This window comes from Erythrobacter sp. (assembly GCF_011765465.1).
Classification (GTDB): Bacteria; Pseudomonadota; Alphaproteobacteria; order Sphingomonadales; family Sphingomonadaceae; genus Erythrobacter.
This window is the reverse complement of record NZ_CP050265.1, coordinates 2,040,776-2,063,926: the sequence shown is the minus strand read 5'-3', so window position 1 is coordinate 2,063,926 and position 23,151 is coordinate 2,040,776. Positions and strand designations below refer to the sequence as shown.

23 protein-coding genes and 2 tRNA genes are annotated in these 23,151 nt (G+C 66.5%); 14 read left to right on the top strand and 11 right to left on the bottom strand.

All coding sequences use genetic code 11. The annotated features are described in order from the left end of the window. Nucleotides 1-5: 5 nt before the first annotated feature. Both G9473_RS09900 and sppA read right to left on the bottom strand, forming a co-directional pair. A tRNA-Val gene (locus G9473_RS09900) sits at nt 6-80 on the bottom strand. Nucleotides 81-180: 100 nt separating this feature from the next. Further along, nucleotides 181-2,091: a signal peptide peptidase SppA gene (gene sppA, locus G9473_RS09895; RefSeq protein WP_291132941.1), complete on the bottom strand. Its 1,911-nt coding sequence runs from the start codon at nt 2,089-2,091 to the stop codon at nt 181-183. A 167-nt stretch (nt 2,092-2,258) separates the two neighbouring features. On the opposite strand from sppA, the gene G9473_RS09890 reads away from it, so the two are divergent. Both G9473_RS09890 and G9473_RS09885 read left to right on the top strand, forming a co-directional pair. After that, nucleotides 2,259-3,284 (top strand): aspartate carbamoyltransferase catalytic subunit, encoded by a 1,026-nt coding sequence (locus tag G9473_RS09890; RefSeq protein WP_291132939.1) that lies wholly within the window; start codon nt 2,259-2,261, stop codon nt 3,282-3,284. After that, nucleotides 3,281-4,519, top strand: a complete 1,239-nt coding sequence (locus G9473_RS09885) for a dihydroorotase family protein (protein ID WP_291132937.1) — start codon at nt 3,281-3,283, stop codon at nt 4,517-4,519. Before G9473_RS09890 ends, G9473_RS09885 begins: the two co-directional genes overlap by 4 nt. Before the next feature lie 80 nt (nt 4,520-4,599). On the opposite strand, the gene G9473_RS09880 is transcribed toward G9473_RS09885, so the two are convergent. The 3 genes from G9473_RS09880 to G9473_RS09870 all read right to left on the bottom strand — a co-directional run bounded on the left by G9473_RS09880 (nt 4,600) and on the right by G9473_RS09870 (nt 7,614). Then, entirely contained in the window at nt 4,600-6,156 is a 1,557-nt protein-coding gene (locus G9473_RS09880) for a tetratricopeptide repeat protein (RefSeq protein ID WP_291132936.1), read from the bottom strand. A gap of 65 nt (nt 6,157-6,221) precedes the next feature. Next, entirely contained in the window at nt 6,222-6,878 is a 657-nt protein-coding gene (locus G9473_RS09875; protein ID WP_291132934.1) for a toxin-antitoxin system HicB family antitoxin, read from the bottom strand. A gap of 16 nt (nt 6,879-6,894) precedes the next feature. Next, nucleotides 6,895-7,614: a ParA family protein gene (locus G9473_RS09870; RefSeq protein WP_291132932.1), complete on the bottom strand. Its 720-nt coding sequence runs from the start codon at nt 7,612-7,614 to the stop codon at nt 6,895-6,897. Between the two features lie 316 nt (nt 7,615-7,930). On the opposite strand from G9473_RS09870, the gene G9473_RS09865 reads away from it, so the two are divergent. The 6 genes from G9473_RS09865 (at nt 7,931) to G9473_RS09840 (ending at nt 13,382) form a co-directional block, all read left to right on the top strand. Continuing rightward, nucleotides 7,931-9,055 (top strand): SPOR domain-containing protein, encoded by a 1,125-nt coding sequence (locus G9473_RS09865; protein WP_291132930.1) that lies wholly within the window; start codon nt 7,931-7,933, stop codon nt 9,053-9,055. 204 nt (nt 9,056-9,259) lie between these two features. Continuing rightward, a complete protein-coding gene (locus tag G9473_RS09860) occupies nt 9,260-10,564 on the top strand; it encodes a DUF418 domain-containing protein (protein ID WP_291132928.1) in 1,305 nt (434 codons plus the stop codon). 73 nt (nt 10,565-10,637) lie between these two features. After that, nucleotides 10,638-10,829 carry a (2Fe-2S)-binding protein gene (locus tag G9473_RS09855; protein WP_291132926.1) on the top strand — a complete coding sequence of 64 codons (192 nt, stop codon included), beginning with the start codon at nt 10,638-10,640 and terminating at the stop codon, nt 10,827-10,829. Nucleotides 10,830-10,987: 158 nt separating this feature from the next. Continuing rightward, nucleotides 10,988-11,488, top strand: a complete 501-nt coding sequence (bfr, locus tag G9473_RS09850; protein WP_034903677.1) for a bacterioferritin — start codon at nt 10,988-10,990, stop codon at nt 11,486-11,488. Between the two features lie 237 nt (nt 11,489-11,725). Then, on the top strand, nt 11,726-12,190 hold the full coding sequence (locus G9473_RS09845; RefSeq protein ID WP_291132924.1) for a hypothetical protein: 465 nt from the start codon (nt 11,726-11,728) through the stop codon (nt 12,188-12,190). Between the two features lie 109 nt (nt 12,191-12,299). Continuing rightward, a complete protein-coding gene (locus tag G9473_RS09840) occupies nt 12,300-13,382 on the top strand; it encodes a hypothetical protein (protein WP_291132922.1) in 1,083 nt (360 codons plus the stop codon). A gap of 6 nt (nt 13,383-13,388) precedes the next feature. On the opposite strand, the gene G9473_RS09835 is transcribed toward G9473_RS09840, so the two are convergent. The 4 genes from G9473_RS09835 to G9473_RS09820 form a co-directional block, all read right to left on the bottom strand. Next, nucleotides 13,389-13,868 (bottom strand): DUF2721 domain-containing protein, encoded by a 480-nt coding sequence (locus G9473_RS09835; protein ID WP_291132920.1) that lies wholly within the window; start codon nt 13,866-13,868, stop codon nt 13,389-13,391. Then, complete coding sequence (der, locus tag G9473_RS09830) at nt 13,865-15,271, bottom strand: ribosome biogenesis GTPase Der (protein ID WP_291132918.1); 1,407 nt, start codon at nt 15,269-15,271, stop codon at nt 13,865-13,867. Before der ends, G9473_RS09835 begins: the two co-directional genes overlap by 4 nt. A gap of 64 nt (nt 15,272-15,335) precedes the next feature. Beyond that, complete coding sequence (locus G9473_RS09825; protein ID WP_291132916.1) at nt 15,336-15,644, bottom strand: DUF3297 family protein; 309 nt, start codon at nt 15,642-15,644, stop codon at nt 15,336-15,338. A 67-nt stretch (nt 15,645-15,711) separates the two neighbouring features. Continuing rightward, a complete protein-coding gene (locus tag G9473_RS09820; RefSeq protein ID WP_291132914.1) occupies nt 15,712-15,957 on the bottom strand; it encodes a hypothetical protein in 246 nt (81 codons plus the stop codon). Nucleotides 15,958-16,129: 172 nt separating this feature from the next. Here G9473_RS09820 and G9473_RS09815 point away from each other — a divergent pair. After that, nucleotides 16,130-16,214 (top strand) — tRNA-Leu (locus tag G9473_RS09815). A 60-nt stretch (nt 16,215-16,274) separates the two neighbouring features. Further along, on the top strand, nt 16,275-17,879 hold the full coding sequence (gene tig / locus G9473_RS09810) for a trigger factor (protein ID WP_291132912.1): 1,605 nt from the start codon (nt 16,275-16,277) through the stop codon (nt 17,877-17,879). Between the two features lie 13 nt (nt 17,880-17,892). On the opposite strand, the gene G9473_RS09805 is transcribed toward tig, so the two are convergent. After that, entirely contained in the window at nt 17,893-19,407 is a 1,515-nt protein-coding gene (locus tag G9473_RS09805) for an amidase (protein ID WP_291132910.1), read from the bottom strand. 129 nt (nt 19,408-19,536) lie between these two features. Between G9473_RS09805 and G9473_RS09800 the strand changes: the two genes are divergently transcribed. The 4 genes from G9473_RS09800 to G9473_RS09785 all read left to right on the top strand — a co-directional run bounded on the left by G9473_RS09800 (nt 19,537) and on the right by G9473_RS09785 (nt 22,799). Further along, complete coding sequence (locus tag G9473_RS09800; RefSeq protein WP_291132908.1) at nt 19,537-20,241, top strand: ATP-dependent Clp protease proteolytic subunit; 705 nt, start codon at nt 19,537-19,539, stop codon at nt 20,239-20,241. 249 nt (nt 20,242-20,490) lie between these two features. After that, nucleotides 20,491-21,753: an ATP-dependent Clp protease ATP-binding subunit ClpX gene (gene clpX, locus G9473_RS09795; RefSeq protein WP_291132906.1), complete on the top strand. Its 1,263-nt coding sequence runs from the start codon at nt 20,491-20,493 to the stop codon at nt 21,751-21,753. 1 nt (nt 21,754) lies between these two features. Continuing rightward, on the top strand, nt 21,755-22,099 hold the full coding sequence (locus tag G9473_RS09790; RefSeq protein WP_291132904.1) for a hypothetical protein: 345 nt from the start codon (nt 21,755-21,757) through the stop codon (nt 22,097-22,099). Between the two features lie 10 nt (nt 22,100-22,109). Then, nucleotides 22,110-22,799 (top strand): aspartate/glutamate racemase family protein, encoded by a 690-nt coding sequence (locus G9473_RS09785; RefSeq protein WP_291132902.1) that lies wholly within the window; start codon nt 22,110-22,112, stop codon nt 22,797-22,799. A 148-nt stretch (nt 22,800-22,947) separates the two neighbouring features. Here G9473_RS09785 and G9473_RS09780 read toward each other — a convergent pair whose 3' ends face one another. Beyond that, on the bottom strand, nt 22,948-23,088 hold the full coding sequence (locus G9473_RS09780) for a hypothetical protein (protein ID WP_291132901.1): 141 nt from the start codon (nt 23,086-23,088) through the stop codon (nt 22,948-22,950). Nucleotides 23,089-23,151: the final 63 nt, after the last annotated feature.

Sequence of the window (23,151 nt, the reverse complement as noted above, 5' to 3'; positions counted from 1 at the left end):
AGGAGTGGTGGGCGCGGCAAGGATTGAACTTGCGACCCCACCCGTGTGAAGGGTGTGCTCTACCACTGAGCTACGCGCCCGTCCGTCGTGTTCGGACAGGGGCGCGCCTTTACTGCGTGCTTGCCCGCTTGGCAACCTGTTTGGTGGATGCCGGCGCCGGGTCGACGCGGGGTCGCGCCGTCACTTTGCGAACAGCAGCGAGAGCGCCTCCAGCCAGCCTGTCGACGCGCGCGTCTTGGCAGGCGGAGCATCATCGGGGCAGGCGAGGCAATAGGCCTGCACGCCGACCGTTCCCGACAGGCGCTCGACATCCACCGCGATGCGCGACAGGACGCCCTCGCGCTGGCGGGCGGCCTGGGCGAAAAGGTCGCCGCCCGCAGCGTGCGGCGCAGGTGCGGCGGCCTCGGTGACGATCTGGCGGATGAGCGAATCGTAGCGCGGCACGGTCTCGCCGAGAAAGCGCGGGTGCCAGTCCCCCTCGTCGAGTTTCGCCTGCGCCGCGACCCATTGTAGCGCGTCGGCGAGCCCACCGAATTGGTCGACGAGCCCGATCTGGCGCGCGGTCCCGCCGTCCCACACGCGCCCCTGCGCGATGGCGTCGACCCGTTCGGGCGACATCCCGCGATTTGCCGCCACCAGCGTGATGAAATCGCGATAGCTGTCGCTGACGGATGCCTGCAGGATCGTGTCCACCTCGGGCGTGAGCCCGGCGATAACGTCGGGCTGGCCCGACAGCGGCGTGGTGCGGAATCCGTCGGCATTGACCCCGATCCGCTGCGCCGCCTCCTCGAAAGTCGGCAGGACGGCGAAAACCCCGATCGAACCGGTGATCGTCTCGGGCTGGGCGAAGATGCGGTCGCCCGCCATGGCGACCCAGTAGCCCCCGCTCGCCGCAACGTTGCCGAAGGAGACCGCCACCGGCACGCCCTTTTCGCGGTAGCGTTCGATGGCGACGCGGATGCGCTCCGATGCGAGCGCCGAGCCGCCCGGCGAATTGACCCGCACGACGAGCCCGGCAAGATCGTCCGACATTGCTTCGTCGAGCAGGTCGGCGATCCGCTCACCGCCGGCCGTGCCCGGCCCGGCATCGCCGTCGACGATATTGCCCGCGACCGTGACCACGCCGATCGCCTTGCCCGGCTGGTCGGGCGCGGTGTCGGCGAGGAAGGCGGCGTAGTCGCTTTTCGCATAGGCGCCGGGCCGCTCGTTCCAGCGGTCCGCGCCCGCCACCTCTGCGACGCGCGCGCCGAATTCGGCGCGGGTGCCGATCCGGTCGACCAGTTTCGCATCGAGCGCGGCATCGGCAAGGTCGCCCGCCGACGCCTCGACCCAGGCGACAGGATCGCTCGTCACGCGGTCGATCTCGGCGGCGGGGCGGGCCGATTTTACGTTCGCCTGCCATTCTTCCCAAAGCGCGCCGTAGAGCGCTTCGAGATTCTCGCGGGCTTCGGGCGACATGGAATTGCGCTCGAAGGGTTCGACCGCCGACTTGAATTCGCCCACCCGATAGATGCGCGCGTTGATGCTCAGGCGCTCGAGCAGGTCGGCGTAATAGAGGTTCGAGCCGCCCGGACCGCTGACCAGCGCGCCGCCCATCGGGTCGACCCACACCTCGCTCGCGTGGGAGGCGAGCTGGAGGTGGTCGTCGCCATAGGCGAGGGCATAGGTGAAGACCGGCTTGTCGGCCTGCTTGACCCGTTCGATCGCTTCGCCGATTTCCTGCAGGTGGACCTGCCCGCCGCCCGCGAACAGGGTGAGGTCGAACACCACCGCCTTGACCCGGTCGTCGGTGGCAGCGGCGTCGAGCGCGCGCACGAGGTCGCGGGCCTGGAATTCCTTCACCGGCGCCTGGCCCGAAAGGATCGCGGTGAAGGGATCGACCGGCGAGCGCTCCTCGACCACGAAACCGTCGAGATCGATGGTGAGCGCGCCTTCGCGAACCTGCCCCGGGCTGGGACTGGCCGAAAGCAGGCCGAACAGGGCGATGAAGAACAGCAGGAGGAAGGCGAGCACGAGCCCGTCCTTGATCCCGACCAGGACTTTCCAGATCTTGCCCACGAAACTCATATGCGGCCCTTCGCTCACGTTCATTCCCGCTCCGGCCCATTCTCGCACTGCGGTGCGAGGCGAAACTGCGTGGCCGGTCATTGCGGATAGGTTCCTGCGTTACCTAGTGCGCCCTCGTGCCTCTTTCCATGGGAAAGCGCGCGGCTGATGGGTTGAGCGGCGCATGGCGCTCGACTAAGGGCGTTGGCTCGATGACCAATGCGCCGCCTTCACCGCAACCGGGCCGCTTTCCGGCGGGGCGGGCGGCGTTCCCGCACCGCGACCTCACCGGCATCGCCCAGCTCGAACGGCACGAGATTCTCTACATCCTGAGCGAGGCCGAGCGATGGGTCGAGCTCAACCGCCAGCGTTCGAAGCACGCGGACCTGCTCTCGGGCCTCACCATCATCAACGCCTTTTTCGAGAATTCGACCCGCACGCTGCTGTCCTTCGAGATCGCGGGCAAGCGGCTGGGGGCGGACGTGGTCAATATGCAGGCATCGACTTCGAGCCTGAAAAAGGGCGAGACGCTGATCGACACGGCGATCACGCTCAATGCGATGCGCGCCGATGCGATCGTCATCCGGCATGGTTCGAGCGGAGCGACGCAGTTGATCGCGGACAAGGTCGACTGCCCGGTGCTGAATGCGGGCGACGGGAGCCACGAACACCCGACGCAGGCGCTGCTCGATGCGCTCGCGCTGCGTCATGCATTGGCCGAGCGGGGCGAGACGAACGAGGATTTCACGGGCCGCACCGTCACGATCTGCGGCGATATCCTGCACAGCCGCGTCGCGCGCTCCTCGCTGCTGTGCCTGCAGGCGCTGGGCGCGACGGTGCGCCTGTGCGCGCCCCCTGCGCTGATGCCGGCGGAGATCGAAGCGATGGGGGCCGAGGTCTTTCACGATTTCGATGCCGCGCTCGCCGGATGCGACGTGGTGATGATGCTGCGCCTGCAATCGGAGCGCATGGCGGGCCAGTTCATCCCCTCGGCGCGCGAATATCGCCACCTTTACGGCCTTACGGCGCAGCGGCTGGAGCGCGCTTCGCCCGATATGCTCGTCATGCATCCCGGCCCGATGAACCGCGGGGTCGAGATCGACAGCGAAGTCGCCGACATGGCGGGCCGCTCGCTCGTCACGCGGCAGGTCGAGATGGGCGTCGCGATCCGCATGGCCTGTCTCGACATCCTGACGCGCGCCGCGCGCGGGGTCGAGGGCTGGGAGGTGCAGGCGTGAAGCAGGCGCGCGCGATCACCATCACCGGCGGGCGGCTCGTCACCCCCTCGGGCATTGTCGAAGGCGGCCTGCGGCTTTCGGACGGGCTGATCGAGGCGCTCGGGCCGGATATCGCCCCTGAGGACGGCGACGAGGTGATCGAGGCGCGCGGCAGTCTTGTCGCGCCCGGGCTCGTCGATTGCGGCGTGTTCGCGGTCGACAAGCCCGCGTTTCACTTCGGAGGCATCACCCGCGCCGCGCTGATGCCCGACCAGTCACCGCCGCTCGACCTGCCGAGCAGGGTCGGATACATCGCCAAGAGCGGCAAGCCCGACCTGTGGGTCCACCCGCTCGCTGCCGCGACGCGGGGGCTCGGGGCGAGCGAACTGGCCGAACTCGCGCTGATGAAGGAAGCGGGCGCGCGCGGCGTCGCCACCGGGCGACGCTGGATCGACGACAGCGGGGTGATGCTGCGGCTGCTGCAATATGCCGCGATGCTGGAACTCGTCGTCGTCACCCATGCAGAAGATGCGGGCCTCGCCGGAGAGACCGCCGCCACCGCGGGCGAGATCGCAACCCGGCTGGGCCTGCCCGCCGCGCCCGCCGAGGCCGAGGCGCTCGCCATCGCGCGCGACATCGCGCTTGCCGGAATGGCCGGGGCGCGGCTCCATATCCGGCAGGTGACGACTGCGCGCGGTTTCGACCTCGTGCGCGAGGCCAAGGCGCGCGGCGCTGGTGTGACCTGCGGGATAACGCCTGCCCATTTCATGCTGTCCGACCTCGCCACGGCCGATTTCCGCACCTTCACCCGCCTTTCGCCCCCGCTGCGCAGTGAGGCCGACCGCGAGGCGGCGCGCGCCGCGATTGCCGACGGCACGGTTGACGTCATCGCGAGCGGTCACGACCCGCGCGGGCCGGAGGACAAGCGCCTGCCCTTCGCCGATGCCGCGCCGGGCGTGGCCGGGGCCGAGACCCTGCTCGCAATGACGCTGAATCTGGTGCGCGACGGCGTGATCGATACGAAGCGCGCCTTCGACCTGCTCGCGGCGAACCCGGCACGGCTGCTGGGCGTGCCCGCTGGGCGGCTCGAGCCGGGGCTGGAAGCCGACATCGCGATCGTCGATCCGGACGCGCCCTGGGTGATCGACCGGCGCAAGATGGAAGCGACCGCCGACAACACGCCCTTCGACCGGCAGGGAGCGCAGGGCCGGGTGAAAGCGCTGTTCAAGGGCGGGGTGCGCGTCGGCAAGGCGTAAGCCCTGCTGCGCCTGCGAAAAATGCCCCCGGAGTCGCAGGGGCCCCCGGGGGCAGTCTCGCTGAAAAGTCGTGCTCGCGGTTACTTGGTGCGCGCCGCGATCCGCACGCCGCGATCGACCGCGCCGGCGGGCGGGTTGGTCTTGGCATAGGCGAAGCAGCCACCGCCGCCCGACTTGACCGTGCGGCACATCGAGCGCGCGTCCGACAGGCCGAAGCCCGCCGCCGCGACGCGGAAATAGGTCTTTCCGTTCACCAGCGCCTCGGTGATCACGACGTCGTGGTCCTTGAGCTGCGGGAACTTGCGCTTGAGCTTGACCCAGCCTTCCTTCGCCATGTCGTGGCTGGCCCAGCTGCCGAGCTGGACGAGGTGGGTGTCGGCGCCCGGCTTCTTCGCCGGGGCGGGCTGGCTCGCCGCTTCGGTCGCGGCCATGCGCGCCTGCGAGGATTTCGCCGCGACGCGCGTCGGCGCGGGTTTTGCGGCGGGCTTGGAAGCGGGAGCGCTCTGCACGACCGGGTTCGAGACGAAGCGCGGGCCGCTCGCCGCGGCGACGCGCGCGGCAGGCTCGGCCGCCGGCTTGGCGGCGGGAGCGGGCTTCGCGGGCGCGGCCTCGTCCTTGACGGTCGCGGTCTTGGCCGAGCTTTCGGCATCGACGGCGGCGGCGGAGACCTTTTCCGAGACGCGCGGAGCGGGTTTCGCTTCGGGCCTTGGCTTGATCTCGGGCTTGGCCTTGGTCTCTTTCACCGGCTCGGCGGCTGCCACGCGAACCGGGGTCGGATCGACCTTTTCAAGCCGTTCTTCGCCGGTCGTGGCGAACGCCGCTTTCTCGCTCTCGCTCGCTTCGGTCCGCTTTTCGGCAGCCGGGATCGTCGCGGCGGCTTCGGCCACCATCTGCTCCTGGCTCGGGAAATTGGCGAGCGCCAGCATCGCGGGCAGGCCGCTGTCGGCGACCGGCGTCACGCGCAGCAGGCTTGCGACCCGCTCGCGGTAGTTTTCCGGAGCGGCCATCGCGGCCCATTCGGACAGGCGCGCGTCGAGCTGGTCGGCGGGCACGTCTTCGGCCGCCATGACCCGCGCCGCGCGCCAGTTCCCGGCGAGCGCGTAGGTATAGGCGAGGTTCTGGCGAGCCTTGGGCGTGGCGAGGCCCGCGCGCACCGCGTTGGTGAGCACGTGGACGCCGCGCTCGGGCTGCCCGGCGAGCGCATAGGCAAGGCCGAGATCGTCGCCCGGAATGGCGTTTTCCCATTCGCGCAGCGTGGCGACTGCGGTCTTCGAATCGCCCGTCGCGATGCTAGCGAGCGCGAAGCTCAGCACCGTGCGCGGGTCGTCGTGACCGAGCGAAAGGGCATCGCCGAAGCTCGTTTTCGCGCTTTCGAAGCGACCGTTCTCGAGATAGGCCGCGCCCAGCATTGCGCGGAAGGCTGGATTGCGCGGTTCGGCGAGGACGGCGGCCTCGGCGTGGGAAATCGCCTTGACGCTGTCACCCTTCTCGAGCGCGACCTGCGCCTTGGAAAAGGATGTCGCGGCAGGCGGCGCGCCGGCCGTGGTGCAGCCCGCCAGCACGGCGCTCGCGAGCGCGGTGGAGACGATCAGCCCGACGCGAGGGCCACTCGTGCGGATGAAGGCGGTGCGATCCATGATGTTTCCCCTGTAGGTCGTGTGGTTCGGTTCGCTTGGGTTCGTTTTCGGGTTCAGGTTCGGTTTCAGTTGCGCCGCATCCGGGCGGCGAGCGCGTCGAGTTCCTCGAACTCGGCGAGCAGGGCATCGAGCGCCTCGGTCACGAGAGCCTGGGCGCTGACCCCCTGCATGGTTGCGGCAAGGCGCAGCTTGAGGTGGCGTTCGGTGTCGAGACGCAGCGTGAAGGCGGCGCGCTTGCCCGCAGGCCGTTTGGCCGGCTTGCGTGTCGCTGCGCGAGGCGCGGGAGCGGGAGCAGACTCTTCCGCTGCGACCGGTTCGTCGTTCTCGTCATTGTCGAAATAGCGTGCGGAGAGGTCTTCCTCCTCCTCGCCCAGTTCGCCCTCGGACCCGTCCATCGCCGCATCGGCGAGAACACGGTCGAGCAATTGCTTCTGCTGGCGGCGCACGACGGGGCTGCGAGCGGCGGCTTCCGCGGCATCGGCGGCGCTGTCCGAACGGATCGGGACGATGTCCGCGCCGGAGGCTGCCTCGTTCGCCGCGTCTTCGCCCCCATCATCACCCATGTCGTTCCAGCCGAGATCCTCGAGCTGTTCGTCGGCGAGCGCGGCCATTTCCTCCGGGCTATGGGCGAGCGGGGTGAGCTGCGGGCGCATGGCGGGCTTTGCGCCGCCCTTGCGCGCCAGCAGGGTCGGGCCGAGCGAGGCGAAACCGGCTTCGGACATGGCCTCGTGCGGCTCCTTACTGCGCGACCCGGCGGCCGAAGCCGCCCGCAGGACGCTGGACGCCGTTCGCCGGAACCTGCCCGTTGGGGGCGGCGGCGAAGACGGTGCGGCGGAAATTCTTCTCCAGCCGGTCATTGATGTACTTCCACAGCGCGGTGATTTCCGCGGCGCTGCGGCTTTCGGGATCGACTTCCATCACCGTCCGGCCGTCGATCATCGAGGCGGCGAAATCGGTGCGGTGGTGAAGCGTGATCGGTGCGACCGTTCCGTGCTGCGAGAGCGCGACGGCGGCTTCCGACGTGATCTTCGCCTTGGGGGTGGCGGCGTTGACCACGAAGACCAGCGGCTTGCCCGCGCGTTCGCACAGATCGACCGTGGCACCGACGGCGCGCAGGTCGTGCGGGCTCGGGCGGGTCGGAACGACGATCAGTTCCGCGACCCCGATCACCGACTGGATCGCCATGGTGATTGCGGGCGGGGTGTCGATCACCGCCAGCTTGAAGCCCTGCTGGCGAAGCACCTGCAGGTCATTGGCGAGGCGCGAGACGGTGGTCTGGGCGAAGGCGGGATATTCCGCCTCGCGCTCGTTCCACCAGTCGGCCAGTGAGCCCTGCGGGTCGATGTCGATCAATACGACCGGGCCGGCGCCTGCGCGCTGGGCCTGGACGGCAAGGTGTCCGGACAGGGTGGTTTTCCCCGATCCGCCTTTCTGCGATGCCAAAGCGAGTACACGCAACGCCTCAGTCCCCCTGGATTCAACCGTGTGATGCCGCGTCTTGCGGCGGGATGAGACGAGGCTTCGCAGGATACCCCTAATTTTGAGTTAATGCCGGACCCGCTGCACAGCGCTCGGGCCGATGCGAATTCGCTCCTTAATCAGAAGCCTGCCTGTTCCGGCAATGGCAGGCGGGTCGGCAACGAAATCCTAACGCTTCATTCACTATGGTGCTTTCCCCGATGGACGGGCGCGCCGCGAAGCGCGAAGGTCGCACGGCGCGTCCCGCCCGAAAGGAAAGCCGCCGCGACCAGAGGGAAAGTTCGAGGAACACGAAATGCGCCAGGACACGAACCGCTCCGCCCGCCGAATGCCCGGTTTCCCCGCCCGTCCCGCGATCGGCGTATTCGCCGCCGCGCTCGCACTCGTGGCGACGCCCGGCCTTGCCGATGTGAAGGACGGGGTCGATGCGTGGAGCGCGGGCGATTATGACCGTGCGGTCGCCGAATGGCGCGGCCCGGCGGCGAACGGCGATGCGGACGCCCTGTTCAACCTCGCGCAAGCCTATCGCCTCGGGCGCGGAGTCGAAGCCGACATCGCCCGCGCGCGCGAATTCTACGCCCGGGCGGCGGAGAAGGGCCATGTGAAAGCGGCCGACAATTATGGCCTGCTCCTGTTCCAGCAGGGCGAACAGGAGGCTGCGATGCCGATGATCCGCGATGCCGCCGATCGCGGCGATCCGCGGGCGCAATACGTGCTGGGGCTCGCCCACTTCAACGCCGACTACGCCGAGAAGGACTGGGTGCGCGCCTATGCGCTGCTGACCCTGGCGCGCGCGCAGGGGCTTCCGCAGGCAACCGATGCTCTGGTCCAGATGGACCGCTATGTGCCCGACGGCCAGAAAAGCGAAGCGCAGGCGCTCGCCCGGACGCTCGAGGCGGAGGCGGCGCGCCGCCGTGCGGCGCAGCTCGCCGCTGCCGATCTTGGCGCGGCAGGGGGCGTGCCAGGGGATGCCGATCCCGCGAAGCGCCCGGAAAGCCGCCCGGCGATGGTCGCTTCTGCCGAGGCCCAGCCCGCTTCCGCTCCCGCAGCTACACCTGAACCTGTCACACGCTCCCAGCCGGAGCCGGTGGCCGCGCCCGCACCTGCGCCCGTTCGCGTCGCCGAAGCCGAGCCGCAGCGCCCGGTCCGGGTCGAGACAGCTGCCCGTCCGCGCGGCGACTGGCGCGTCCAGCTCGGCGCGTTCGGCGTGCCCGGCAATGCCGAGCGGCTGTGGTCGAAGCTTTCCGGCAATCCCGCGCTGGCCGGGACGGACCGCGCGCTTGTCCCGGCGGGCCGCGTGACCAAGCTGCAGGCGGTCGGCTTCGCCAGCCGTTCCGATGCGCAGCAAGCCTGCTCGGCGCTCAAGCGCGAGGGGCAGGCGTGCATCGTTGCTGCACCCAAGGCCGGGCGGGGCGGTTGATTCCCCACTCCCCTGGGCCCACTGCCAGCCTGCACGCGACGCTGCGTCAACAAATACCGCGGTAGGCGCGCCTCATCCCTTTCTCCGCAATGGCCGGGCCGCTCTGGCACGTGCCGGTGGCGGGGGTATGGGCGGGGCTTCCGCTTCCCTTCCATGCTGCTAGTATCGCGCCCTTGATGCAAGCGGCACGAGGGGGATCAGCCGGTGAGCAGTATCGCAGGGACGGGCGCGACGCCCGACGCGCTCGGCGGGCCGGATGCGGGCGCCGAGCACCTTGTCCCGGTCGGCGTGTCCGAGCGGATCGAGAGCCTCGATTTCATCCGCGGGATCGCGGTCATGGGCATCCTCGCTGCCAACATCGTCGCCTTCGGACAGCCGTTTTCGGCCTATATGTACCCCGAGGCTTTCCTGACCGAACACGGCGCGGCATCGGACTGGATGTGGATCGGCCAGTTCGTGCTCGTCGACGGCAAGATGCGCGGCCTGTTCACCCTGCTGTTCGGCGCCGGGCTTTACCTCTTCATGGAGCGCGTGTGGGAGCGCGGCGGCACGCGCTGGCGCCAGATGTGGCGGCTGTTCGTGCTGATGCTGTTCGGCCTCGTCCATTATTTCCTGATCTGGACGGGCGACATCCTGTTCTATTACGCCGTCTTCGGCTTTTTCGTCGTGCCCTGCCTCAAGTGGCGGGCGAAGACGCAGCTTGTCGTCGGGATCATCGGCTTCGTGCTCGGGGCGCTGTTCTACGCGGCGAACATGAGCTTTCTCTACGCCGTCACCGACACCTCGGCGGGCGAGCAGGCCGAGCTCGCCGAGATTCGCGAGGAGATGATGCAGGCCAAGGCCGGGGCGCTCGCCGATGATGCGGTCATCACGCAGCTGAAGCAGGACGGCGACTATGCCGGTCTCGTCGCGTACCGCGCGGCCGAGCACTGGGCGGACCCATTGGTCAATCTCACCCTGTTCGCGCTGGAGACGATCCCGCTGATGCTCATCGGCTGCGCGCTCTATCGCTTCGGTTTCTTCTCGGGCGCGTTCGATTCGCGAGGGATGCGGTTCTGGGGATGGACGGGCGTGGTCGTGGGAGGTGCGTTGCATCTCGCGATCGGCCTTTTCGTGCGCGAGGCGGGCTTCAGCTATTATTCGACGCTCGCCGCCTTCGTGGGCTGGTCGCCGCTGCCGCAATTGATGATGGTGCTGGGCCTTGCCGCGCTGATGGTCGAATATTCGCCGCGCTGGACCAGCCCGCTGGCCGAGCGCGTCCGCGCGGCGGGGCGGGCGGCCTTCACCAATTACCTCGGCACCTCAATCCTGATGCTGTTCGTCTTCCACGGTTGGGCGCTCGGCCTGTTCGGGGAGCTCAGCCGCCCGCAGCTTTACATCGTGGTGGTACTGACATGGGCGCTGATGCTGGCGTGGTCGAAGCCGTGGCTGGAGCGGTTCCGTTATGGCCCGCTCGAATGGCTGTGGCGCTGCCTGACCTATGGCCGGGTCTTCGCGCTCAGGCGGTGAATCTTTTTCCTTGCTATTGAGAACCGCTCGCATATCTTGGTGCTGCAAACGACTCGCAGGAGAGGTTCTTCGCATGTATATCTGCATCTGCAACGCGATCCGCGAAGACGACCTGCGCCGCGCCGCGCTCGGTCACGCGGGCGATGCCGAAGCGACCTATGCAACGCTGGGCAAGCGTCCCAATTGCGGCCAGTGCCTCGGCGAGGCGGGCAAGATCATCGAACAGGAACGCGCGCTTTCGTCTTGCGAGAAAGTCGCAATCTGAACTGGTTTGCCGCTATTGCGAGTGGATTGCAAATCCCTGATTTAAAACGGAAATCTGATGGCCGCGGCTTGAAAGCTGCGGTTTCCCGCCCCATATAACCCCTTCACAAACAGGGCGCCGCGCATCCCGTGCGGCAAATTGCAAGGGGAATCAGCGCCATGAAGGGCGATCCGAAAGTCGTCGAGTTCCTGAACAAGGCGCTCACCAACGAACTCACCGCCATCAATCAATACTGGCTGCATTACCGCGTGCTGGCCGACTGGGGCCTGACCAAGCTCGCAGATTACGAGCGTCACGAATCGATCGAGGAAATGCAGCACGCCGACCGGCTGGCCGAGCGGATCCTGTTCCTGAACGCTCTCCCCAATTTCCAGGCGATCCACAAGCTCAAGGTGGGTGAGACGGTCGAAGAGATCCTCAAGGCCGACCTCGCGCTGGAGCACGAGGCGATCCCGCTCCTGCGCGAAGCCGCGGCCTATTGCCAGGAGGTCAAGGACTTCACGTCGGGCCAGATCTTCGAGGACATTCTCGCCAACGAGGAAGAGCACGTCGACTTCCTCGAAACCCAGTTCGACATGATCGAGCGGATGGGGCTCGAAAACTACTGCCAGCTCCAGAGCGTGCCCGCGGGCGAGGGCGAAACGGGCGCGGGCAAGTAACTCCCCGCGCAAAGTCAGGAAAAGGCCCGCCCCGCGCAAGCGGCGGCGGGCCTTTTCGTGCGCGGATTTGACACGGCGCCCAGGCGGGCGCAGTCTCCGGCGCGGGAGCGAAAGGCGCGTGGGGAATAAACAGGGGTCGCGCCTCTCGGACTTCAAATTGCTTCCGATCGATCGGGTCGCCCTTTCGGCCGCCGCGCGTGTGCGCCTGCGGCCTGATACCGATGGATGGAGATGCACATGAACAAGCTTACCATGATGATCGCGGCGGGCCTTGCCACGCTGAGCTTCGCCGCCGCTGCCCCGGCCGCGGCGCAATTGCAGCTCTGGGAAGACTACGAACCCTCCGAGGAAGTGATCGAAATGACGCTGGTGAAGGTCGAGGAAGGCCAGCTCGACACCTATCTCGAAGGGCTCAAGCAGACCTGGGTGAAGGCCAACGAGGTCCAGAAGGAGCTGGGCTACATCAAGGGCTACGCCATCTACGGCGTCCCCTATGGCGAGGGCGAGTTCAACCTTGTCCTGACCATTCGCTTCACCAACGACGACTCCCTCACCCCGAGCAAGGAGCGCTACATGGAATTCATGAAAGCGTGGGGCGAGGCGAACATGGATGCCTCGCAGGAGACGGTGCGCGAGCTCTACAATGAGATCCGCGAGATCCAGGGCACCTACATGCTGCGCGAGCTCAAGATGAAGATGTAAGCTGCGAAGCTTGGTGGCAACCTGCGGGCGGGGCAGCAATGCTCCGCCCGTTTCTCACTGCTTGCATACCGTTTGATCAAATTTTACCCAAAGCCTTGGGTGGGAGCAAATGTTCAGCGAGCTTTATTCTTATCGTCCGCGTATTCGTGAGGATGACAAGCGCGATCGCGAGCCTCTGGAAGATTGGCTGACAGAGTGCATGGCGGCGGTATTGCGGGCACTTTTCGAGGTGGCACCGCCAAAAGCTGCGGAAGTCCTTGCCTTATTGTCAGAATTGGATGTTGACCAGATCGTTGCGTCGATGCGGAATTATGGCCTTCGGATCCAGACTCAGTTCCATGCAGGCGAGCAAGGTCGTCCGGACATGGTATTTTGGCTGGGCGATTGGCCCTGGATGGTCTGCGAGAACAAGGTCCGATGTCCTGCTTCTATCGAACAGATTGAGGCCTATCGGAAATGGCAGAATTCGCTCAGCGACAAGCGACCCTTATCCATTCAGTTTGAACCCAAGGTCGCTTTCATCACGCATTATACAAAACCTCCCGAGTGCGATGTCATTGCGCTGCGCTGGTCGCAAGTCGCTCGGGAGTTGAGGCGAGTGACGAGAGGATTGGATGCCGATAGCCATGCGAAAGCCTTGGCTAGATCATTCGACGATTTTCTGGAGGAGCAGCAAATGAACGCCACTTACCCGAGTACCCGTGCCATGGCGGCGGCAGAATTATTCATGGCCGATGGTCTCCAGATATTTGATCTCGCTAACGAGATGCTCGCGCGTGCTATTTGTATCGGCGATTATGCTAGTCAAAAAACCTATGTAGCTGCGCCTGATTTTTCTGCAGGCATGATATATGCAAGCCGTTGGGCTAACCGGATCGTCCTGAACTGCGGTGCTTTCGTATCCACTGGTGTTTGGTTTCCCGATACTGGAACCTTCGCGAAAGACGTGAAGGACAGCATGGGCCTATCTGTGACTGACGCAGCGAAGGTTTTCGTCACCATCGCCGATGAGTCCCTACTAAGCGCCTGTTCCGGTGCGCCGGAGGGTTGGCATCGGGATGAGGAAGAGTTCCTCATTTTCGCCGATTTCGCTTCGTTTGAGGGCAATCCCGACGAGCGTGGCGAAAAGATCCTCGACTGGACGGAAACTCAGAGTCGAGCCTTTAGAGCCTGGGCAGAAAAGCAGTCCTGACCTTATTCATTCATCCCTCCCATAACCCCGCGCGGCGAGCCTCGTCTCGTGCAGGAAATGGACCAGGCCCGTCACCAGCAGCACCATGGTCAGCACCCAGAGAAAGGCGATCAGGCTGCCGATCTGCGCGGTGATATACGCCGAGATGAAGACCAGCCCGATGACGAGGCTGATATTGACCGCCGCAGCCGTTGCAAAGCTGATCGCCCGCTGCGCCGCACGCCGCCGCCTCTCGAGCCAGGCGAGCTCGCGCGCGGTGCGGGGCGCGCGCGCTTCGGCGTCGGTTTCCTCGATCCGCTCGATCCGCCCGGCGATCCAGATCATCCGGCTCATGATGACGTTCATGATGGCCCCGATCGCGCCGAGCAGGAAGGCGGGCGCGAGACTCTGCTGCACCACCGCCTGAACCCGCGGGGTCGATGCGGTGCGCTCGAGAATGTCGAAGGCGAACGGCTGGGCGCTGGCGAGAAGGTCGAGCGCGCTCACCGCTCCTTGCCTCCGCCATAGGGATTTTTCGGGGAGCGCAGGTTGACCCGCACCGGGACCGCCTCGAAGCCGAGATTGTCGCGGATCGAATTGACGAGATAGCGCTCGTAGCTCTTGGGCAGGGCATCCAATCGCGTGCCGAACACGACGAAGCGCGGCGGGCGCGTCCCGGCCTGGGTGATGTAGCGCAGCTTGATCCGCTTGCCGCCGGGTGCGGGCGGCGGATTGGCGGCGAGCGCGTCGTCGAACCAGCGGTTGAGCGCGGCGGTCGGCACGCGTTTCGACCAGCTGTCGCGCAGTTCGAACGCCGCGCCGATCATCGCGTCGAGCCCCTTGCCGGTCTTGGCGCTCACCGCCAGCAGCGGCAGCCCGCGCACCTGCGCGAGCCCGTCGTCCAATGCCTGCCGCACCCCGTTGAACAGGCGGCTGGCGTCCTCGGCCACGTCCCACTTGTTGATCGCGACCATCAGCGCGCGGCCTTCCTCGAGCACGGCGGAGGCGATCTTGAGGTCCTGGTGTTCGAGGCCCTGGGTCGCATCGAGCAGCAGGATCACGACCTCCGCGAAATCGACGGCGCGGCGCGCGTCGGCGACCGAAAGCTTCTCGAGCTTCTCGGTGACGTTGCGCTTCTTCCTCATTCCTGCCGTGTCGATCAGGCGGACCTGGCGGATGTCGCCTGTCTTCGGGTCGGTCCAGCGCCAGTCGATCGCAATCGAATCGCGTGTAATTCCCGCTTCCGGCCCAGTCAGAAGCCGGTCCTCGCCCAGCAGGCGGTTGATGAGCGTCGACTTGCCCGCGTTCGGCCTGCCGACGATGGCGAGTTTGAGCGGACCGAGCGGCGCGTCCTCGTCCTCTTCGCCCGGTTCTTCCGTCGCTTCCTCGGCAGCCTCGGCCTTGGCGCCGATGATCGGCCACAGGCCGCCGAAAAGGTCGGCGATGCCCTCGCCGTGTTCGGCCGAAATCCCGGCGGGTTCGCCGAGGCCCAGCGAATAGGCCTCGAGCACGCCCGCCTCGCCGGCGGCCCCTTCCGCCTTGTTGGCGACGAGGACGATGGGCACGTCGTGTTCGCGCAGGTAGCGGGCGATTTCCTCGTCGAGCGGCGTGACGCCTGCGCGCGCGTCCACCACGAACATCGCCGCGTCCGCGCCTTCGAGGCTCGCTTCGGTCTGCTTGCGCATCCTTCCGGGGAGCGAGAGTTCGTCCTCGTCCTCCCATCCGGCGGTGTCGACCACGGTAAAGCGCAGCCCCGCGATCTCGGCATCGCCCATGCGGCGGTCGCGCGTCACGCCCGGCTGGTCGTCGACCAGTGCGAGCCGTTTGCCCACCAACCGGTTGAACAGGGTGGACTTGCCGACATTGGGCCGGCCGATAATGACGACGGTTGGTTTTTCGGGCGCGTTCATAGTTGCGGCCTCAAGTGGCCGCTCGGCCGGGGAATGGCAAGGTGGAGCGCGCGACGGGGGCAGCTCAGCGGTCCTTGCGGGCGACCGGCGGGTCCTCGCCGAGATCCTCGAACCATGCCTCGACCGGGCCGGTCAGCTTGATCGTCAACGGGTTGCCCTTGCGATCGACGGTCTTGCCCGCCTGCACGCGGACCCAGCCTTCGGAGATCGAGTATTCCTCGATATCGGTGCGCACCCGGTCCTTGAACCGGATGCCCACGCCGCGCTGGAGCACTTCGGCATCGAAATGCGGGCTCGCAGGGTGGACCGAGAGGTGGTCGGGCGGCACGTCGCGGCTGGCTTCGCCGCCGGTTTCGGGGGTTTCGTCTGTCATGGCAGCGCCGCCCGTAGTCGCGCGGGCGGGCGCTGACAATATGCAAACGGTTCCGACCGGCAGGGGCTCAATCGGGCGGGAAGAGCGTCTCGGGCTTCATCGAATCGAGTTCCTCCTCGCCCGCGCCCTCGCGGTCCTCGCGGTCGCGCTGGCGTTTCTCGACCATCTCGCGCGCTTCGTCGTCCGTGTCCTCCTCCGTCCCGCTTTCCCCGGAGCGGATCACCGGCGGCGTGCCTTCGGGGGTTTCGGGCGTGTCGTAGTCGCGCGGGTGTTCGCGCGGGTTGTCGTGGGGGGCGGTCTTGTCGTCGGCCATCGGGGCATCCTCCTTTGCCGAATCAATCCTCCCCGCGCCGCGATCGTTCCGCCCCGGCACGCCCGACCGGACGCAAATCAGCCAGAGCTTGCCCTTTTATGCGGCAGGATATAGAGGCGCGCTGATACGCGCGGGGGACCGGACGGTTTCCCGCGCGGCTTCGTTCAGGCTCGCGGGCGTGGCGGAACTGGTAGACGCGCCAGATTTAGGTTCTGGTATCGCAAGATGTGGGGGTTCGAGTCCCTTCGCCCGCACCAGTTGCGCCTGAGAGGCTCGCGACATCCACGTTTTGATCTAGAAGGCTTCGTACCGACCCCATGCAGACCAAGCAGACCACCAATGAAGGCCTCAAGCGCGGCTATGTCATCACGATTCCCGCCGCCGACATCGCGGCCCGGATCGACGCCGAGATCAAGAAGATCGCGCCGCAGGTGCGTATGCCCGGCTTCCGCCCGGGGAAGGTGCCGGCCAATCTCGTCAAGAAGATGCACGGCGAGCAGCTGCACGCGCAGGTCGTCAACGACACGATCCGCGATTCGGTCGACCAGCTGATCCGCTCCGAGGAACTGCGCCCGGCGATGCAGCCGCAGGTCGCGCTCGGCGAAGGCTATGACGAAGGCAAGGACGCCGAGATTACGGTCGAACTCGAAGTCCTGCCCGAGATCGAGGCACCAAGCACCGACGGTCTCAAGCTCGAAAAGCTGGTCGTGCCGGTCACGGACGAGCAGGTGATGGAAGCGATCGAGGGCATCGCGGGTCAGAACAAGAGCTACAAGGACGCGGCCAAGACCAAGAAGGCGGCCGAAGGCGACCAGGTCGTGATCGATTTCGTCGGCAAGCTCGACGGCGAACCCTTCGAAGGCGGCGCTGCCGAGGACGCGCCGCTGGTGCTCGGTTCGGGCACGTTCATTCCCGGCTTCGAGGAACAGCTCGTCGGGGTGAAGAAGGGCGAGGAAAAGACGATCACCGTCACCTTCCCCGAGGAATACCAGGCCGAACACCTCGCCGGGAAAGAGGCGACCTTCGATGTCACCGTGAAGGCGGTGAAGGTCGAAGGCGAGACCAAGGTCGACGACGACTTCGCCAAGAACCTCGGCCTCGACAGCCTCGACAAGCTCAAGGAACTGATGCGCGGCCAGCTCGAACAGCAGACCGCCGGGCTCACCCGCACGCAGATGAAGCGCGCCCTGCTCGACCAGCTTGCCGCGGGGCACGACTTCCCCGTGCCGCAGGGCATGGTCGATGCCGAGTTCGAGCAGATCTGGGCCCAGCTTCAGCAGGAAGCCGCGAAGGAGGAAGACCCCGAAGCCGCGCTGAAGCAGATCGAGGAAGAAAAGGACGACTACAAGGCGATCGCCGAACGCCGTGTGCGGCTCGGCCTGCTGCTGTCCGAGATCGGGCAGGCGAACGGCGTCGAGATCACCAGCCAGGAAATGTCGATGCTGATCCAGCAGGCCGCTTCGCAGTACCGCGAGGAGGACCGCGAGCGCTTCGTCCAGTACATCCAGCAGGAGCCGATGGCCGCCGCCCAGCTGCGCGCGCCGCTCTATGAGGACAAGGTCGTCGATTTCCTCTTCGACAAGGCCGAAGTGACCGAGCGCGAAGTCACGCAGGACGAACTCCAGGCCGCGATCGAGGCGGACGAGGACGTCGAGGCGGAAAAGGAAAAGGCCAAGGCGACGCCGAAGAAGAAGGCGCCTGCCAAGAAGGCTGCCCCCAAGAAGACCGCCGCGACCAAGAAGGCTGCCGACGACGAGGGTGAGAAGAAGCCGGCGGCGAAGAAGGCTCCGGCCAAGAAGGCGCCCGCGAAGAAAGCCGCCACCAAGGAAGAGGGCGACAAGCCCGCCGCCAAGAAGGCCGCGCCGAAGAAGACCGCCGCCGCCAAGAAGGCTCCGGCCAAGAAAGCGGCTTCGAAGGACTGATCCGGACGGCCGGTTACTCGGCCGACCAACGCTTGAACGAGGGCGCGGGCAGCACGGCTGTCCGCGCCCTTTCGTATGCGGCGCCCGCTTTCAGCACTTCGTGGTCGGCCCATTTCGGACCGATGAAGCTGATACCCACCGGCAGCCGCTCGATAGCGCCCATCGGCACGGTGAGGTGCGGATAGCCCGCGATCGCGGCGGGGCTGCCGAAGCCGATGGACCCGCCGTAATTGTCGCCGTTGACGAGGTCGTTCACCCAGGCCGGCCCGCGCGTCGGGGCGACGATCACGGCGACGTGGTTCTCTGCGAAAATCCTGTCGAGGGTTTCCGGCCCGGCGATGCGCAAGGCGTTGGAGCGCGCCTTCTCATAGGCTTCGCGGTCGGTGGTCGCCTCGGCCTCGAGGAAGATGTCCTGCCCGAACCAGCGCATTTCCCTGTCTGCATTCGCCTCGTTGAAAGCGATCAGGTCGGCGAGGCTGCGCGGGGTTTCTCCCTCGGCGAAGGCGGGGATGGAGGCGAGATAGCGGCCCATTTCCTCGCGCAGTTCGTATTTCAGCACGGTGAAACTGTCGCGGTACATCTCGGGGTCGGGATCGAATTCGATATCGACCAGCACCGCGCCCTGCGCCTTCATGTCCTCGAGCGCCTTCTCGAAGACGGCGCGCACATCGGCACGGCTGCCCAACTGCTTGCGCATCACGCCGACGCGCACGCCTTCGAGCGAGGCGGTGCGCAGCCCCTCGGTGTAGTCGGACTGGCGCGGCACGCCCAGGGTCACCGGGTCCGCCGGGTCTTCTCCCGCAATGGCCGAGAGCAGCAGCGCGGCGTCGTAGACGGTCCGCGTCATCGGCCCGGCGGTGTCCTGCGTCGAGGAGATCGGCACGACATGGGTGCGGCTGACCAGTCCGACGCTCGGCTTGAACCCGACGATCCCGTTGATGCTCGCCGGGCAGGTGATCGAGCCGTTCGTCTCGGTCCCGATCGCGCCCCAGGCCATGCCCGCAGCGATCGCCGCTCCGCTGCCCGAGGAGGAGCCACAGGCGTTGCGGTCGATCGCGTGCGGGTTGCGCGTGAGGCCGCCCACCGCGCTCCACCCGCTGGTCGAATTGTCGTCGCGGATATTGGCCCATTCCGACAGGTTGGTCTTGCCCAGCACGACGCCGCCCGCACGCCTCAGGTTCGCGACCAGCGGCGCGTCGCGGCGGGTCGCGTTCTGCGCCAATGCAAGGCTGCCCGCCGTGGTCGGCCATTCCTTGGTCTCGATATTGTCCTTCACCAGAACGCTGCGGCCCTTGAGGATGCCGACGCCGATCGCATCGCGCGCCTTGAACCCGGCCGTGTGCGAATAGGCGATGACGGCATTGATGCCCTCGGGCCCGTCGTCGTACTGCTTGATCCTCTCGACCCGCGCGCCGATGTCGGCGAGCGCGTCGAAATCGTCCGGCCCGGCATCCTGCTGGGCGGTCGCCATCGGGGCGAGGGAAAGCGCGCAAAGCGCGGCGAGCGAAGCGAAGGTTCCGGAGCGCATGGGCAATGGATTGCGCGGAAGCGGCGGGCGGGCAAGACCATTTCGGACACAAGAAGGGTTAAGCCCCTTGAAATCGCCCCCCACACTCCGACATAGCGGGGCCAGAACCAAGGGAAGGATTTCACGAAGATGATCGATCTGCTCGGCGACAAGGGCGAAACCTTCGGCACCCAGGGCCAGTTCACGCGCGACCCGCTTACCGGCGCGCTGGTCCCCGTGGTGGTCGAACAGACCAGCCGCGGCGAACGCAGCTTCGATATCTTCAGCCGCCTGCTGCGCGAACGGATCGTTTTCGTCACCGGCCAGGTCGAGGACGGGATGGCCTCGCTCATCACCGCCCAGCTGCTCTTCCTCGAAAGCGAAAATCCGTCCAAGCCTATCAGTATGTACATCAATTCGCCCGGCGGCGTGGTTACGGCCGGCATGGCGATCCACGACACGATGCAATACATCAAGCCGCGCGTTTCGACCGTGTGCATGGGCCAGGCCGCCTCGATGGGCAGCTTCCTGCTCGCCGCGGGCGAACCGGGGATGCGGATCGCGCTTCCCAACGCGCGGATCATGGTCCACCAGCCTTCGGGCGGCGCGCGTGGCATGGCGTCCGACATCGAGATCCAGGCGCGCGAGATCCTGCGCATCCGGGAGCGGATGAACGATCTCTACGTCAAGTACACCGGCCAGAGCCTGTCCGACATCGAGAAGGCGATGGACCGCGACACCTTCCTCGACGCCGAGGAAGCCAAGAAGTTCGGCATCGTCGACAAGGTCTTCGAGACCCGTCCCGAAACCGAGGAAGACGGCGGCGAGGAAGGCTCGGGCGGCGCTCCGGAATAGGTCCGGTCCGCTGCCGGCGCGTTATATCGGCGCGCCACGGCGCAGACATGAACGAAAGGGCGGAGACGCGTTCCGTCCTGGCACGCACGGGCAGAAGCCGCCGTTGAAGCGCGGGTTTATGCGGATAATCCCCACCTGTGTGGATGCAAAATCATCGGCCCATGTGTTGATTCATGCGCCCGTGTAGATACACTCGGCGAATCCTCACGCAAAGAACCGCTTTCGCGTGCGGCGCCCAGGACGACAGGAATGACCAAATTGAGCGGATCTGACAGCAAGAGCACCCTCTATTGCAGCTTCTGCGGGAAGTCGCAGCACGAGGTTCGCAAGCTCATCGCCGGCCCCACCGTGTTCATCTGCGATGAATGCGTGGAACTGTGCAACGACATCATCCGCGAAGAGACCAAGGCGGGGATCGCCGGCAAGAAGGAAGGCGAAGTCCCCACGCCCAAGGAAATCTTCGAGACGCTGAACGATTACGTCATCGGTCAGACCAGCGCGAAGCGGAACCTCGCGGTCGCGGTGCACAACCATTACAAGCGGCTCAAGCACTCCGGCAAGGCGGGCGACGTCGAACTGGCGAAATCGAACATCCTGCTCGTCGGCCCGACCGGCACGGGCAAGACCCTGCTCGCCCAGACGCTGGCGCGAACCTTCGACGTGCCCTTCACCATGGCCGATGCCACCACCCTGACCGAAGCCGGTTACGTGGGCGAGGACGTGGAAAACATCATCCTCAAGCTGCTCCAGGCCTCCGACTACAACGTCGAGAAGGCGCAGCACGGGATCGTCTACATCGACGAGATCGACAAGATCACGCGCAAGGCCGAAAACCCCTCGATCACGCGCGACGTTTCAGGCGAGGGCGTGCAACAGGCCCTTTTGAAGCTGATGGAAGGCACCACGGCTTCCGTACCGCCGCAGGGCGGGCGCAAGCATCCGCAGCAGGAATTCCTCCAGGTCGACACGACCAACATCCTGTTCATCTGCGGCGGCGCCTTCGCCGGCCTCGACAAGATCATCGCAGACCGCCTGCAGAAGCGCTCGATCGGCTTCGGCGCGCACGTCGCCGACCCGGACAAGCGCAAGGTCGGCGAGCTGCTCGAGAAGAGCGAACCGGAAGACCTGCTCAAGTTCGGTCTTATCCCCGAATTCGTCGGTCGCCTGCCGGTGATCGCGACCCTGCACGACCTCGATGTCGATGCACTGGTGACGATCCTGACCGAGCCGAAGAACGCCATCGTCAAGCAGTACAGCAAGCTGTTCGAGCTCGAGGATGTCGAACTCACCTTCACCGACGACGCTTTGAAGGAAATCGCCGAGCGCGCGATCAAGCGCAAGACCGGCGCGCGCGGCCTGCGTTCGATCGTCGAGGCGATCCTGCTCGACACGATGTTCGACCTGCCCGACATGGAAGGCGTTTCCGAAGTCGTGATCGATGCCGAAGTGGTGAAGGGCGAAAAGAACCCGATCCTCGTTCACGGCAGCGACAAGAAGGAAGCGGCTGCATAGGATGGAAGCCGGGCTGCCAATTGCCGCAGCGGCCCTCTTCTCTCTCGCCAGCTGGGGAATCGCGCTTGCGGCCAATCGCGAATTCCGCCGACATGACCGCCTCCCCGGCCTGTTCAGCCTGACGGGACGCGCCGCACGGCTCGATCCGCGCCCGCTCACGCTGTTCCTGCCGCCGGTGCTGCTGACGCTCATCGCCGGTTTCGCGATCGCCGTCGCCCTCCTGGTCGAGGGCGTGGCGGCGAGCGGCGAACCCACAATAGTCATCGTCGGAACCGGCCTCGCCATGCTCGCAAGCCAAGCTCGCGCGCTGCGACTCACCCGGCGCTGGGAACGCTCGCTAGGCTGACAGCCACCTGATGCGCGCCATCGGCATCATCGGCGGGATGAGCTGGGAAAGCTCGGCGCAGTATTATGCGCTCATCAACCGCGGCGTGCGCGATGCGCTCGGGCCGACCCGTTCGGCGCGGATCGTCATGGACAGCCTCGATTTCGGCGAGATCGAGCCTCTCCAGCGCGCCGGCGATTGGGACGCGCTGGGCGACATGCTCGCGGAGAGCGCGCGCAGGCTCGAGGCGGCGGATGCCGAATTCCTGATCCTCGCTACCAACACGATGCACAAGCTTGCCGACCGGATCGAGGCGGCGACGGCGCTCGACCTTCTCCATATTTGCGATCCCGTCGCCGAGGCGATCCACGCGGCCGGAATTGCCCGCGTCGGCCTTCTCGGCACGGCTTTTACGATGGAACAGGGATTCTATCGCGAACGGCTCGAAGCCGCCGGGATCGAGGTGATCGTGCCGGAGGAGGGCGACCGCGCCGAGGTCCACCGGGTGATCTACGAGGAACTGGTCGCGGGCCGCATCCTCGCTGTCTCGCGCGAGGCCTATCGCGGCGTCATCGAACGGCTGGCGCGGCGCGGGGCCGAAGGCGTCATCCTCGGCTGCACCGAGATCGGCCTGCTCATCGCGCCCGAAGACAGCGCTCTGCCGCTGTTCGACACCACAGCGCTCCACGCCGCCGCCGCGGTGCGCCGCGCGCTCGGCTGACCTCCGGACAAAGACAACCCCGCCCGGGCCATACGGCCGGACGGGGCTGCATTCGGCGCCGCCCTCAGGGGGGGAGGGGGGGAACAGGACGACGCCTTTGGCCTGTTCTTTCGCTTGTCTCCGGCGCTCCGGGCGCGCGGCCTTCCGGTCAGACGATGGCTTCGGCGATCAGGTAGATCGTGCCGACGGTGGCGGCGTTGAAGGCTGTCTTGACGGCAAGGCTGTAGAGAATGGCGGGGTCCCTTCCTTGTGTTGCGCTGCGGCGTCTGCGCCGCTCTCGTCTAATCAATGCACGGCCCCCCGCCCGGGTTCAGCCCGACAAAGCGCCCCGCCGCGCACTTCCCACCACTCG